General features: G+C 54.9%; 12 protein-coding genes and 1 pseudogene. 7 read left to right on the forward strand and 6 right to left on the reverse strand.

Annotation, left to right across the window (positions count from 1 at the left end; genetic code table 11):
• Positions 1-104: 104 nt before the first annotated feature.
• Positions 105-2,006 carry a beta-glucoside-specific PTS transporter subunit IIABC gene (locus tag Q5705_10255; GenBank protein WLI78889.1) on the forward strand — a complete coding sequence of 634 codons (1,902 nt, stop codon included), beginning with the start codon at positions 105-107 and terminating at the stop codon, positions 2,004-2,006.
• Between the two features lie 45 nt (positions 2,007-2,051).
• Here the strand turns inward: Q5705_10255 and Q5705_10260 are convergent, their stop codons facing one another.
• Entirely contained in the window at positions 2,052-2,456 is a 405-nt protein-coding gene (locus Q5705_10260) for an H-NS family nucleoid-associated regulatory protein (protein ID WLI78890.1), read from the reverse strand.
• Between the two features lie 467 nt (positions 2,457-2,923).
• Positions 2,924-3,286: pseudogene (locus Q5705_10265) on the reverse strand (LysR substrate-binding domain-containing protein).
• 195 nt (positions 3,287-3,481) lie between these two features.
• On the opposite strand from Q5705_10265, the gene Q5705_10270 reads away from it, so the two are divergent.
• Positions 3,482-4,573: an NADH:flavin oxidoreductase/NADH oxidase gene (locus tag Q5705_10270; protein WLI78891.1), complete on the forward strand. Its 1,092-nt coding sequence runs from the start codon at positions 3,482-3,484 to the stop codon at positions 4,571-4,573.
• Between the two features lie 66 nt (positions 4,574-4,639).
• Here Q5705_10270 and Q5705_10275 read toward each other — a convergent pair whose 3' ends face one another.
• From Q5705_10275 to Q5705_10285, 3 genes are all read right to left on the reverse strand, one after another.
• Positions 4,640-4,837: a hypothetical protein gene (locus Q5705_10275; GenBank protein ID WLI78892.1), complete on the reverse strand. Its 198-nt coding sequence runs from the start codon at positions 4,835-4,837 to the stop codon at positions 4,640-4,642.
• A gap of 155 nt (positions 4,838-4,992) precedes the next feature.
• Positions 4,993-5,886, reverse strand: coding sequence for a proline iminopeptidase-family hydrolase (locus tag Q5705_10280; protein ID WLI78893.1), 894 nt, complete (start codon positions 5,884-5,886; stop codon positions 4,993-4,995).
• Positions 5,887-5,968: 82 nt separating this feature from the next.
• Positions 5,969-6,721 carry a LuxR family transcriptional regulator gene (locus Q5705_10285; GenBank protein ID WLI78894.1) on the reverse strand — a complete coding sequence of 251 codons (753 nt, stop codon included), beginning with the start codon at positions 6,719-6,721 and terminating at the stop codon, positions 5,969-5,971.
• Between the two features lie 248 nt (positions 6,722-6,969).
• Between Q5705_10285 and Q5705_10290 the strand changes: the two genes are divergently transcribed.
• The 5 genes from Q5705_10290 to Q5705_10310 are packed head-to-tail and all read left to right on the forward strand — an operon-like array spanning position 6,970 to position 12,259.
• Positions 6,970-7,908: an ABC transporter permease gene (locus tag Q5705_10290; protein WLI78895.1), complete on the forward strand. Its 939-nt coding sequence runs from the start codon at positions 6,970-6,972 to the stop codon at positions 7,906-7,908.
• On the forward strand, positions 7,905-8,750 hold the full coding sequence (locus tag Q5705_10295; protein WLI78896.1) for an ABC transporter permease: 846 nt from the start codon (positions 7,905-7,907) through the stop codon (positions 8,748-8,750). Before Q5705_10290 ends, Q5705_10295 begins: the two co-directional genes overlap by 4 nt.
• Complete coding sequence (locus Q5705_10300) at positions 8,747-9,727, forward strand: ABC transporter ATP-binding protein (protein ID WLI78897.1); 981 nt, start codon at positions 8,747-8,749, stop codon at positions 9,725-9,727. The genes Q5705_10295 and Q5705_10300 overlap by 4 nt, the downstream gene beginning before the upstream one ends.
• Positions 9,727-10,764: an ABC transporter ATP-binding protein gene (locus Q5705_10305; protein WLI78898.1), complete on the forward strand. Its 1,038-nt coding sequence runs from the start codon at positions 9,727-9,729 to the stop codon at positions 10,762-10,764. Before Q5705_10300 ends, Q5705_10305 begins: the two co-directional genes overlap by 1 nt.
• Complete coding sequence (locus tag Q5705_10310; GenBank protein WLI78899.1) at positions 10,745-12,259, forward strand: ABC transporter substrate-binding protein; 1,515 nt, start codon at positions 10,745-10,747, stop codon at positions 12,257-12,259. Before Q5705_10305 ends, Q5705_10310 begins: the two co-directional genes overlap by 20 nt.
• 41 nt (positions 12,260-12,300) lie before the next feature.
• On the opposite strand, the gene Q5705_10315 is transcribed toward Q5705_10310, so the two are convergent.
• A complete protein-coding gene (locus tag Q5705_10315; protein ID WLI78900.1) occupies positions 12,301-13,233 on the reverse strand; it encodes a nucleoside recognition family protein in 933 nt (310 codons plus the stop codon).
• Positions 13,234-13,262 lie beyond the last annotated feature (29 nt).

The raw sequence follows: 13,262 nt of genomic DNA on the forward strand, positions 1-13,262 counted from the left end.
GGGTTATCACGATGGCGTGATGACCCTTTTCTAACGTGCCAATGGATACAGGCAGCATTCGACAGGTGCTCGCGACTCCTGTTGTGTGAAAAAAAGGAAGAGTCATGCTCAGGTGCAAAGTGCTCGCAGAAAATATTCTGCGGCTGGTAGGTGGGGAAAGTAACATCGCAACGCTGGTGCATTGTGCGACACGGCTGCGTTTTACCATTGTCGATAAGCGCAAAGTCAAGCTGGCGGAACTCGCGGCGCTGGATGGCGTGATTACTGTGGTGAATGGCAGCGAACAATTGCAGGTGGTGATTGGCAGTCGCGTGTCGGAGGTATTCCACGCCTTTAACGCCCTTTCAGCCGCACAAGAAGAGGAAAATAGCGGCGAGACGCAGGCCATCGACAGTGCTTCCTTCATTGGCCGGTTGCTCGATCTGATTGCCGGAATTTTTACGCCATTGTTAGGCGTAATGGCGGCAGCCGGTATCCTGAAAGGTTTGCTGTCAATGGCAGTCGCTGCCGGGTGGTTAAGCAGCAAACAGAGCACGGCAGTTATTTTGCATGCAGCCTCTGACAGCGTTTTCTACTTCCTGCCGATGTTGCTGGCCATCACCTGCGCGCGTAAATTCGATACCAATATCTTTATTGCCGTCGCGATTGCGGGTGCGCTGGTATATCCCACAGTGATTGATTTGTTCAATACCGGGATGCCGGTGTCGCTTTTTGGCTTGCCGGTAGCAATGGTGAAATATACCGGTACGGTAATGCCGATTATTTTCAGCGTCTGGCTGATGTCGCGCCTTGAATGTTTCCTGGACCGCCATATCCATGAAAATGTCCGCGCCATTCTGACGCCTTTCTTGCTGCTGACGTTAATCGTTCCCCTGACATGGCTGGCGATTGGGCCTGTAGGCGTCGCTATCAGTAAAATTATCGCCTCGCTGTTTGCGGTGCTTTATAACATCAGTCCGGTTATTTCCTGCGCGTTAATGGCCGCCGCCTGGCCGGTACTGGTCATGTTTGGCGTCCACTGGGGATTCGTCCCTCTCTTTATTAATGATATTTCCGTTATGGGGCAAAGTTTCCTGAAAGCCGCCGCCGGGCCATCGATATTTGCTCTGGGCGGCGCGCTGCTGGCGGTAATGGTATGTACAAGGAATAAAAAATTGCGATCGCTGGCAGAGGGCACTTTTATTGCCACGCTGTTTGGCATTAGCGAACCGGGTATATATGGTGTGACATTAAAACTCAAAACACCGTTTATCTGCGCCGTTATTGCCGCAGCATTTGGTGGTGCGATGGCGGGCTACGCGAAAAGTTCAGCTATCGCAATGGGATTGCCCGGCCTGCTGACATTGCCGGTTTTTTTTGGCGAAGGGTTTATCGGTTTTATTCTCGGATGTGCAGTCGCGTTTTTGACCAGTCTGGGATTAACCCTAATTGTTGGATTTGATGAGCGCGCTGTGATGTCTGCATCAGCACTGCCTGTTGCCGGGAAAAATAATGTCCTTAGCGGTAAATTATCAAGGACGAAACCGGTTTCGGTCGTTGCAGAACAAATTATCGCCCCGGTTTCCGGGCAACTGATTTCGCTTGCCGAAGTCAATGACGGCGTTTTTTCGACGGGCATTGTTGGGCCTGGTTTTGCGATTATTCCAGATGATGGCCTGGTTTATTCACCGGTGGATGGCTATATTGCGAGCACATTTTCCAGTGGGCATGCGATAGGCATTTGTTCAAACGCGGGCGCGGAGATCTTAATTCATGTCGGTATTAATACCGTGCAACTGGCTGGGCGGTATTTTTCTATGCAGGTGAAGGAAGGGGATGTTGTGAAACAAGGTCAGTTATTGCTGACGTTTGATGTTGAAGCGATCAACGCTGCGGGTTATGACACGGTAACGCCGGTTATCATCGCAAATAGTGAGGCGTGGAGCTCATTACAGGTGAGTGAAAAACCCCGCTCGCGTACTGGCGATACTGCGCGGCGCATAATTCCACAAGAAAATAGTGTGTAGCGAAGGGAACAAAAAAACAGGGCGATATATTTATCGCCCCGAATCTTAGATGGCGAAATCTTCCAGTTTCTTTCCGTCTTCCAGTGCCTTAGCAATCACTTTTGGTGTGCGGCCCTGGCCAGTCCAGCTTTTTTCTGTGCCATCTTCGTCAATATACTTATATTTAGCAGGACGCGGCGCGCGAACGGATTTGGATTTCGTCGCCTGGCCTTTTAAAGAGGACAAAAGTTCGGTTGGGTCGATACCTTCATCCAGCAGTTTTTGACGAAATGCCGCCAGCTTGGCTTCTTTCTCTTCTTGTTCTTTACGTAAAGAAGATTCTTCTTCGCGGCGTTCTTCTACAACCACGGACAATTTCTCAAGCATTTCTTCGAGGGTTTCGAGTGTAACTTCACGAGCCTGAACTCGCAGGGTGCGAATGTTATTTAGCGATTTAAGTGCTTCTGACATGACGTCACTCCGTGTGCGGGTAAATGGAAATCTATCGGAATTAATTTTTAGTGATAACGACATAAAAATCAACTTAGGATTATACGTTTTAGCAAATAGCGAGAGGAAATTGCAACCCTGTGAGTTGATAGCTATCCCATGATAAGAAATTTAGTAACATGACGCATTGAAAAAGGCCGCGTGATTTAAGGGTTATTTTTAACTAAATCGTTAGTTAATGCTTAAGAAACTATTAAGAAATAGCCGCAGGGCGCGGGCTGGCTTTCGGTTTTAGCGCTACTGAAACTTTCCTGAACATTACTGCATGGCAACGGTGCAGTTTATGACGCAATATGCCACAGAAAATTTCACTTATATCGGTTGTAACTGAGAATATTCTCAGTTAGCAGGCTGGTGGCAGATTCAGATCATTCTTCAATGATATAAGCGTAAAGGATTTATTAGCAATAATGGCGGCTAATTTTCCATTAGGCATTTTTGTTGATATTCGGTGGGAATGTTTCCAGTAGCCAGTCAATAAACACGCGCAGGCGATGCGTGACATGGCGATTTTGCGGGTAAACCACATGGAAAGGATAAGGCACAGGACGCCACGGGCGAAGAATTTCAACTAAGGTTCCGGCTTTTAATGCGTCGCCGAGCGCATAACTAAAGGTCTGGATAATACCCAACCCCGCCAGTCCGGCTGCTAAATGCGCGTTGCTTTCATTAACACCAATACGATGCTCAACGTTAATTTCCGTTTTTTCGCCATTGCGCTCGAAGCGAAAAGGAAAAGCACGACCGGTTTGCGGTGACAGGTAGCTCACCAGCCGGTGACCGTTTTTAATGATCACGGCGTAAAAGGATTTTGTGTTCACTTTCAGCCAGTTAGTGAGCTTGTTCTATTTTGTTACGCCTGTGTGCAGGCCAGCAACGGCACATCACGCCAAAGACAAGCTATGTTAAATGACTGAAAGTTTCTCAATATTGACGCTGTTTTCTGCCCTTCAGGGCAGCGGAGCGAAGCCGCAAAAGGATGAGATATGAGCAAATTATTTTCAGAAGTAAGCATTGGGCGCGTGGCGCTGGATAACCGTATTGTGATTGCGCCAATGTGCCAGTACTCCGCCGAGGCGGGGAAAGCAACGGCCTGGCATCGCATTCATTTAGGCAACCTGGCGCTGTCGGGTGCTGGTTTGCTGATCATTGAAGCTACGGCAGTTGAACCGGAGGGGCGCATCACCCCGGAGGATTTGGGGTTATGGGATGATGCCACCGAAGAGGCGCTGCGCGTGGTGCTGGATGATATTCGTCGCTATGCGCCGGTCAAAATCGGTATTCAGTTAGGCCACGCCGGGCGCAAAGCCTCCACCCGCGCACCGTGGCTTGGCGGGCAACAACTTGCTCTGGAAGAGGGGGGTTGGCAAACCCTTTCTGCTTCCGCGCAGGCTTACGCTCCCGGAGAACGTCCGCCTCATGCCATGACCGCAGAGGATCTGGCGCGGGTAAAACAGCGCTTTGTCGACAGCGCCCTGCGTGCGGTGAAACTGGGCATTGAAGTTATCGAAATTCACGCCGCGCATGGCTACCTGCTGCATCAGTTCCTTTCACCGCTCTCAAACCAGCGTGATGATGAGTATGGCGGCAGCCTTGAAAACCGCCTGCGTTTCACCGTTGAGGTGTTCCGCGCGGTGCGTGAAGCCGTGCCGGATTCTGTAGCGGTCGGTATTCGTATCTCTGCGACCGACTGGGTAGACGGCGGCTGGGACGTGGAGCAATCGGCAGCGCTGACGGAAAAAATCGAAGCGGCAGGCGGCGATTATGTCCACGTGTCCAGCGGCGGGCTTTCACCGTTGCAGAGCATTAACGTGAAGGCGGGTTATCAGGTGCCGTTTGCGAAGGCGCTGCGTCAGCGCACGAAAATGCCGGTCATTGCCGTGGGGTTAATTACTGAACCTGAACATGCCGAGTCGATTTTAGAGCAGGGCGACGCAGATCTTATTGCGCTGGCGCGCGGTGTGCTTTATGACCCGCGCTGGCCGTGGCATGCGGCAGCGGCGTTGCAGGGTGCGGTGAACGTGCCGGTACAGTATCGTCGCGCTGAGCCGCACGGTGTGAAAGGTACGGTTAAGTAAGTTGTTCTCAGGCGAGTTTGTCGCAGTGGCAAACTCGCCTGTTTTTATGTTCTGGCTGCCAGAGTGTTATATCCCTTTGCTGACTAACTGCGCGGCTTCGAGAAAAACGTGCTCTTCAACACCATCACCCCTGCTTCTGCCTTGCCGTTCAATCTCTTGCACAATACTGTCCCGGTTAATGAGCTTACGCTCCGCAACCAGGCCAATCACCGCTGCGCCAATGGCTAATCCAATGAGTCCCGTTTGATCATCATTGAACTTCATACCCAGCCCTCCCTTTTTATCCCCAAAAAATTTACCACAGCTATGGTGTTTTTTTGTACAGATAAACAAGCGGGGGACTGTAACAAGATGTACAAAAAAAGCGCCTTGCGGCGCTTAAAGTAACAACACAATCAACCTGGTGGTGGCTGCGAAATTCAGCAAGTAGCCAATAAAAAGTCACTGACGGTCTTAATACACAGCGGCCGCTCTTCGACATGAGGCATATGGCTGGAGGATTCAAAAATCACCCATTTTGCGCCAGAAATAAGGTCTTTGAAGGGTTGTACGGCTTGCGGTGTGGCTTCATCAAAGCGCCCGGAAATTAACAGGGTGGGAGCACGCACTTGTTTTAGCCGGTCGATAATCTTCCAGTTTTTCATACTGCCGATAACGTGAAACTCCGTCGGGCCATTCATGGCGAGATAAACCGTCGGGTCGGACTCAAGGGCTTCAAACGTGCGGAGTACTTCAGGCGGCATTGGGTCAAGACGGCAAACATGGCGTTGATAAAACACCATGGTCGCCGCTTTATAGGCTTCACTATCAAGGGTTCCCGCCGCTTCGTGGCTCAGTAGCGTCTCCTGAACGTCCGGCGGAAGTTGCGCGCGCAGCGCTGCCGCGCCTTCCAGCCAAAGCGCCATTGAGGCAGGTGAATTGGCGATGATCAGCGCTTTCAGGCCATGGGGTTGCGTGACCGCATGTTCCGCCGCCAGCATCCCGCCCCAGGATTGGCCGAGCATCGCGTAGTCGTCGGCAATCTCCAGCCATTGCAACAGGTGGTGAAGTTCATCAAGAAAGAGGCCTGGCTGCCAGAAATCGGGGCTTTTGTCCGGTAAATGCGTTGAACGTCCGTTTCCGATTTGGTCGTAATGAATGACCGCGCGTCCGGTTTCGGCGATATCTTTAAATGAATCGACATAATCGTGGGTGCAGCCAGGCCCGCCATGAGCCACAACCAGCGGCGTAAGCCCGTTATGCAGATCGCCGCAAACACGAAACCAGGTCTGGTACTCCCGAAAGGGAACGTAGCCTTCACGAATGGTGTACATTGCCGACCTACCCTGTAGTAGTGAAATGGCTTTCAGGGTAGAACGTCAGGATTGTGCTGAACACTAGCAAAAATGCTAGTTCTTAACTGTCCAGCAAATGGTAATGCATCGCCCGCACCACGGCCTGTACGCGGTTGCACGCGCCGAGCTTTTTCGCCGCCGTATTCAAGTGCAATGTCACGGTGGCAACTGAACGGTGCAGTTTACGGGCAATCTCTTTTGCCGTCAGCCCTTCGGCCGACCACGCCAGACATTCGCGCTCGCGGTTGCTCAGTTTGACGTGGTGACAGGTGAGCATCGCCGGGTCGAACAGCGGAAAAGCGGACTCCTGAAAACGGTGGGCAAGAAACGTTAACTGCGCCAGCGTTTCGCTGATATCCCGCGCACGCCGCTGGCTGTCGACAATGCCGGTCAGCGTGACAAACCCGCCGTGCGGCAGATGGAGCGGAACCGTCGCACCGCAGGGCATATTGTGATCGCGCATATAATGAGTCACTTGCCGGGCGTTCTCATCCAGTCTGCCTTCCAGCGCGCTGCTGTTCGGGCGTTGATAAGACCAGAAAAACGGCGCGCAACTCTCCAGGGCGAAGTGCTGTACCGGATCAACCTGATAATAACCGCGCTCGCACCACAAACGCTGCATATCATCCGGGACGTTGCGCATCTTTAATACCGAGGGCGTGATGAGCTCCCCCTCCAGCGAGCGCGGTACGGGCGTATAGTCATAAATGACAGCATCAAAACCGAGCGCCTGCGTCTGTGAAAATAGCCCGGCAAACGCAACGGTAAGCCTGGCGGCATTGGCAGCACCAGGGTGTTCAATGTCAATAAGCATAATTACCCCCTTCAGGTTAAACGGTGCCACACCACGGGCCCGGTTTAGGCAACCGTCCCGGTAGCGTCGTCAAGGCATGCAATTCCAGTGCCCGTCCATGGAAAAAGGGCAAAACTAGTATTTTTGCTAACTATTCAGCAACAGATGTTGCCGTTAGCGTAAAGAAAATACCCAACCTGCTCGCGAGGGCGCAGATAACCAGCGGTGAGCTGCACCAACAGGGGGCAATGCACCACGGGAGAATGCAGATGCACCGTTACCGTTTTCTCTTATTCCGACCATTACAACTTCTGCCGGTACTGTTGGGGATAAGCATCATTACTTTCGCGATGGTACGGGCGATCCCCGGCGATCCGGCGCGCATTCTTTTAGGCGTGCGCAGTACTCCGGCGGCACTGGCGCGGATCCGTGCGCAGTTCGGACTGGATGAACCTTTATGGATACAGTATGGTTATTTTTTGCGCAACTTATTGCAGGGCGAATTAGGAAAATCCATAGTCTACCGTGTTGATACCGTGAAGTTGATCGGCTCACGCCTGGAACCCACCCTCTGGCTGGTGCTGGGAAGTGTGATACTGGCGATCCTTTTCACCGTGCCGCTGGCTTCCCTGGCCGCGCGTCAACGTGGGCGCATCGCCGATCAGCTTATTCGCCTGTTCACCACCGCCGGGCTGGGTTTCCCCGCCTTCTGGCTGGGCATCATGATGATTATTGTCTTCAGCGTGGTGCTGGGCTGGTTCCCGGTTTCCGGTTACGGCAGTGATTTTACCGACCAGTTGCACCATATGGTGTTGCCGTGTTTGACGGTCGCGCTGGCGCTGTCGGCGGTGCTTATTCGCAACCTGCGCGCCAGCCTGCTGATGGAGATGCGAAGCGATTATGTCATCGCCGCCAGAGCGCGCGGGCAGCGGGAAAACCGCATTTTCTGGCGTCATGTTTTGCCTAATTCCCTGGTGCCGACGCTGAATCTGCTGGCGGTGAATATCGGCTGGCTGATTGGCAGCACGGTGGTCATTGAGAGCGTATTCGCCATTCCGGGTCTCGGGCAGTTGCTGGTGAAAGCCATTTTCAGCCGCGATTACATGGTGGTGCAGGGCGTCGTACTGGTGTTTGCCCTTGCAACCGTTGCCGTCAACCTGCTGGCCGATGTCTTAACGGTCGCACTCGATCCGAGGGTGAAACTATGAGCGCCATCGGTGTGTTAACACAGTTACGCCGCCGGGCGATCCCGCGCCATCACGCGCTCACAGCTGGCATGGTGATTGTCGGCATCTGGCTGTTTATCGCGCTTTTTGTGCCGTGGCTGGCGCCGTTTGATCCGGTCACCCAGGATGCCAGCGCCAGCCTGTTACCGCCGGGCAGCACGCATCTTTTTGGCACCGACAATTTCGGTCGCGATATCTTCTCCCGCGTGCTGTGGGGCGCGCGGGTGGATCTGCAAATCTGCCTGCTGGGGGTTATCTTTCCGTTTCTGCTTGGCACCACGCTGGGCGCACTGTCGGGCTATCCTGGCGGCGCGGTGGATGCAACGATCATGCGCCTTATCGACATTGTGCTGGCGTTCCCTTTTCTCGTGCTGATGCTGGCGATCATCGCCATTCTCGGGCCGGGGCTCGGCAGCTTTTATATTGCAATGGCGATGGTCGGCTGGGTCTCTTATGCCCGGCTGGTGCGCGCCCAGGTGCTGAGCCTTAAGCAGCGGGATTTTATTCTGGCGGCGCGCAGCCTCGGTTACGGGCACCTGCGTATTCTGTTTCGCCATCTGCTGCCCAACGCATTAACCGGCGCAGTGGTGTTTTCGATGTCTGATTGCGTGCTGGTGCTGCTTAACGGCGCGGCGGTGAGCTACCTCGGGCTTGGCGTGCAGCCGCCCACCGCCGAGTGGGGCGTGATGGTGGCAGAAGGGCAAAGTTTTATTACCACCGCCTGGTGGATAACCACCTTTCCGGGGCTGGCGATTGTGTTGCTGGCGATGGGATTTAGCCTGCTGGCCGATGGCCTGGGCGACAAACTGGGAGCGCATGTATGACGTTGCTGACAGTCTCGCAACTGACCATTACCCGTGCGCCAACTATTGCGCTGGTCGATAACGTCTCATTTCAATTGAACGCTGGCGAAATGCTGGGTCTGGTGGGCGAAAGCGGCTCCGGGAAAACGGTGACATGCCGGGCGTTGATGCGCCTGTTGCCGGGCGAGCAACTCGCCATTACCGGTGGCGAAGTGCATTTTGCCGGGCGGGATATTTTGACGCTGAGCGATGCGCAGATGTCGGCGGTGCGCGGGCGGGAAATCGGCATGATTTTTCAGAACCCGGCCAGCCACCTCAACCCGGTAATGACCATTGGCGAACAGATTGCTGAAAGCCGCCGCCGCCATTTCGGCGCCAGCCGCCGCCAGGCATGGGAAGACGCCAAAGAACTGCTGCGCCAGGTCGGTATTCCCGATCCACACACCCGCGTGCATAACTATCCCCATGAGTTCTCCGGCGGGATGCGCCAGCGGGCCATGATCGCCGTGGCGCTGGCGCCGGAACCGGCGTTACTGATTGCCGATGAACCGACCACCGCGCTGGATGTCACCGTGCAGATGCAGATCCTGCGTTTGCTGAGCTCCCTGCGCCAGCAACTGGGCCTGGCGGTTATTATGATCACCCACGATCTCGGCGTGGTGGCGCAAACCTGCGATCGCATTGCGGTGATGTACGGCGGGCGGCTGTGCGAAGTGGGGGCTAAACGCGAAGTACTGGCGCAACCGCTGCACCCTTACACGCGCGGGCTGATTGATTGCCAGCCTGCAAGCGAAGGCGGGCAGGGGCGGCTTATGACCATCAACGGGCAGCCGCCGATGGCGGGCAGCTTCCCGCCGGGTTGCCGCTTTCACCCCCGTTGTCCACGCGCCAGCGACGCCTGTCAGCACCAGCCCGCGCTGCGTGCCGGACGCGACAGCCTGGCGCATGCGGCGGCCTGTCATCATGCTTTACAGCCACTTACGCAGCGGGAGGGCTAATGGCGACATCGACAAACTGGCCATTACTGGAAGCAGACCATGTTTCGGTCACGTTCCCGCTTTCCGGCGGCCTGTTCAGTAAAAAATGCGTGGTGCACGCGGTAAACGACGTGACGCTCAAAATCCACGCAGGCGAAACCCTCGGCCTGGTGGGCGAGTCCGGCAGCGGCAAAAGCACCCTCGGGCGGGCGTTATTACAGCTTGAAAAGATCAGCGAAGGCGAAGTGCGTTTCGACGGGCAGCGTGTCACGCACGGCCTGAAAAGCGAGACAGCGCGCTTAAGAGTGCAAACGGCGATGATTTTTCAGGATCCCTTCGCCTCGCTCAACCCCCGGCAGACGCTGGGCGAAAGCATTGCCGAAGTGTTGCGGGTACATCATAAAGTCCCGCGCAGCGACGTACCGGCGCGGGTGGCAGAGCTACTGACCCTGGTCGGGTTGCGCCCGGAGCAGGCCTGCGTAAAACCCGGCCAGCTAAGCGGCGGGCAGTGTCAGCGTGCCGGGATCGCCCGCGCGCTGGCCATCGAACCGCGCCTGATTGTGGCGGATGAGTGCGTGGCCGCGCTTGATGTGTCCATTCAGGGGCAGATCGTCAATTTGCTGATGGATCTGCGGGAACAAATGGGGCTGGCGATCCTGTTTATCGCCCATGATTTGGCGATTGTGCGCCGCCTGTGCGATCGGGTCGCGGTGATGTATCTCGGGCGCATTGTTGAAGAAGGCCCGGCCGAAGAGGTCTTCACCCATCCGCGCCATCCGTACACCGCGGCGCTGGTCGCGGCAATCCCGGATATCTCGCCGGACAAACCGTTACCGGAAGAATCCCTCGGCGGCGAGCCGCCCAGCCCGGTTGCCATTCCACAAGGCTGCGCATTTCATCCGCGCTGCCCGTACGCGCAGGTGCAGTGTCGCACCGGTGCATTACCCCCGACCCGGCAGATTGCCGATCACAGCTGGAGTTGTGTGTTAACACACGCAGGCGATGAGACTGTTGTTCCTTTGACTGGGAGATCCTTTGATGAAGCACAGGCAGGTTAAATTTTTGGCAGCCAGCGTATTGCTCACACTCAGTGTGGTCAGCGAAATGGCACAGGCGGCAGGTATTCTGACTATTGGACGGCGTGAAGACAGCACCACTTTTGACCCGATCAAATCGGCGCAAAACGCCGACAACTGGGTTTTTTCTAACGTTTTCGATCCATTGGTGCGGGTGGATAAAACCGGCACCAAACTGGAGCCAGGCGTGGCGGAAAGCTGGACCATTTCGCCGGATGGCAAAGTGTATACCTTTAAAATTCGCGATACGCAGTTCTCTGATGGCACGCCGGTCAGCGCCAGCGATGCCGCCTTCAGCCTGTTGCGTATTCGCGATAATGAAGGTTCGCTGTGGCGCGACTCTTACAGCATTATCGACAAAGCCGAAGCGCCGGATGCCCATACGCTTGTGATCACGCTGAAATCGCCGTCCGCGCCGTTTCTCTCGCAACTGGCGTTGCCGAACGCCTCGGTGATTTCCGAGAAAGCGTTGAAAGCGGAAGGGGAAGAGACGTTCGCGGAAAAACCGATTGGCTCCGGCGCGTTTAGCGTGAAAGAGTGGGTGCGCGGCGAAAAAATCGTGCTGGTGAAAAACCCGCATTTCTGGCAGGCGAAGAATGTCAGCCTTGATGGCGTTGACTGGCTGACCATCCCCGATGACAACACCCGCATGTTGAAAGTGCAGGCCGGGGAACTCGATGCCGCGCTGACGGTGCCGTTTTCGCGCATTGCGTCTTTGCAAAAAGACAGCAACCTGAAGGTGGAATTGGATCCATCAACCCGTGAAGATCACTTGCTGATTAACCATTCCCACGGTGCGCTCGGCAAAGTGGACGTGCGCCAGGCGCTGGATTTCGCTATCGATAAAGACGCGATTGTGAAAACCGTCACCTTTGGTTTCGGCCAGGTCGCTAACTCCTACATTCCCGCTGGCGCGTTGTATCACTACAACGACAATCTGCGTCGCCCTTACGATCCGGAAAAAGCCAAACAGATGCTGAAAGCGGCTGGCGCGTCTGATTTGAACCTCAATTATGTGGTTAACGCCGGGGATGAAGTGGACGAGCAGATCGCCATTTTGCTGCAACAGCAACTGGCGAAGGCCGGAGTGAAGGTGAATTTGCAGAAAGTCGACCCGAGCCAGAGCTGGGATATGCTGGTGGCCGGTGAGTACGATATTTCGGTGATGTACTGGACCAACGATATCCTCGACCCGGATCAGAAAACCACCTTTGTGCTCGGTCATGACGCGAACATGAACTATATGACGCGTTATAAGAACGACAAGGTGAAAGCGCTGGTCGCCGCGGCGCGGGTGGAAATGGACGCAAAAAAACGCGAACAGATGTATATCGATCTGCAAAAAATGGCGAAAGCCGACGTTAACTGGATCGATTTGTATTACAGCCCGTATCGCAACGTCAGCCGCAAGAATATCGAGGGCTTTTACCAGAATCCGTTAGGCCGGTTTTTCCTTGAAGATACGGTGAAGAAATAAGGTATTGCCGGGTGACGCTGCGTTTACCCGGCTTACGCGTTTTAAAACACCATCACATGCAACAGCGTGCGAATCAGGATGCCGACAATCGCGCCGGGAAGCGCGAAACGGAACAGGCGGACAAAACGGCTGGCGATGCCGAGGAAAATCCCAATCCCCGGCAAATCCAGCGTTTGCACCAGAAAACCCGCTGAGGCGTTAATCTGCGCTGCCGTCAACTGCCCGTGCTGTACCATCTCAGACGCCACGCCAAAGTAAGCCGTACCGCCCGCCAGGCATTTGGTTAAGGTCAGCAAGACATACACCGTCGAAATATGAAAAAACGCCAACAACGGCGTCAGCAGTGATGTTAATGCTTCCACCACGCCCGCAGCTTTGAGTAATCCCACCACCGTTAGCGATAGCAACAGCATCGGCAGCGATCCCAGCGACAAACGGATAGCGTCTGCGCCTGCGCCATTAATCACCGCAATCAGCCCGGCGCGCGGCTTGTCTTTATGCAGCTCGCCCTCTTCATCGCGCAGCGCAACGCCGGAGAGCTTTCGTCCCGAGACATAGTAAGTCAACGACGAGGCGGCCAGCCCGCCAATCAGGGAGATAATAATCGCCATTCCCCAGTGCAGGCCGAACGGGGCCAGCGGGTAGAACACATTCGCCTGACCCATGGCAAACAGCATCGCCAGCGTCGCGGCCAGGTGACGGTCGGAGGTGCCGCGCCGTTCCATAATTGCCAGCGCAGCGAGCGGTGCGGCAAAGCTGACAAAGTTAAGTTGGATCAGGGCAAAAATCCCCATGCCGCTAATGCCAAAAGGTTTTAGCACAGGGGAAGTAAGACGGACGATGCCATCCAGAACCCCTTTTTCTTCCAGGTATTTCATAATGATGAGCATCACAACCATGATCGGCAACAAGGTATATAGCGCAACATCCACGGATACCTTGCCCGCCGACATGATGACTTCAATGATATTCATTAACCACTCCGGTGAACCTTGTTGGCCGG

The sequence above is a fragment of the Kosakonia sp. H02 genome, from assembly GCA_030704225.1.
GTDB lineage: Bacteria > Pseudomonadota > Gammaproteobacteria > Enterobacterales > Enterobacteriaceae > Kosakonia.

Coding starts and splice junctions, on each gene's coding strand:
- Q5705_10255 (WLI78889.1), top strand. CDS start 105: ATGCTCAGGTGCAAAGTGCTCGCAGAAAATATTCTGCGGCTGGTAGGT.
- Q5705_10260 (WLI78890.1), bottom strand. CDS start 2,456: ATGTCAGAAGCACTTAAATCGCTAAATAACATTCGCACCCTGCGAGTT.
- Q5705_10270 (WLI78891.1), top strand. CDS start 3,482: ATGAGCAAATTATTTTCAGAAGTAAGCATTGGGCGCGTGGCGCTGGAT.
- Q5705_10275 (WLI78892.1), bottom strand. CDS start 4,837: ATGAAGTTCAATGATGATCAAACGGGACTCATTGGATTAGCCATTGGC.
- Q5705_10280 (WLI78893.1), bottom strand. CDS start 5,886: ATGTACACCATTCGTGAAGGCTACGTTCCCTTTCGGGAGTACCAGACC.
- Q5705_10285 (WLI78894.1), bottom strand. CDS start 6,721: ATGCTTATTGACATTGAACACCCTGGTGCTGCCAATGCCGCCAGGCTT.
- Q5705_10290 (WLI78895.1), top strand. CDS start 6,970: ATGCACCGTTACCGTTTTCTCTTATTCCGACCATTACAACTTCTGCCG.
- Q5705_10295 (WLI78896.1), top strand. CDS start 7,905: ATGAGCGCCATCGGTGTGTTAACACAGTTACGCCGCCGGGCGATCCCG.
- Q5705_10300 (WLI78897.1), top strand. CDS start 8,747: ATGACGTTGCTGACAGTCTCGCAACTGACCATTACCCGTGCGCCAACT.
- Q5705_10305 (WLI78898.1), top strand. CDS start 9,727: ATGGCGACATCGACAAACTGGCCATTACTGGAAGCAGACCATGTTTCG.
- Q5705_10310 (WLI78899.1), top strand. CDS start 10,745: ATGAAGCACAGGCAGGTTAAATTTTTGGCAGCCAGCGTATTGCTCACA.
- Q5705_10315 (WLI78900.1), bottom strand. CDS start 13,233: ATGAATATCATTGAAGTCATCATGTCGGCGGGCAAGGTATCCGTGGAT.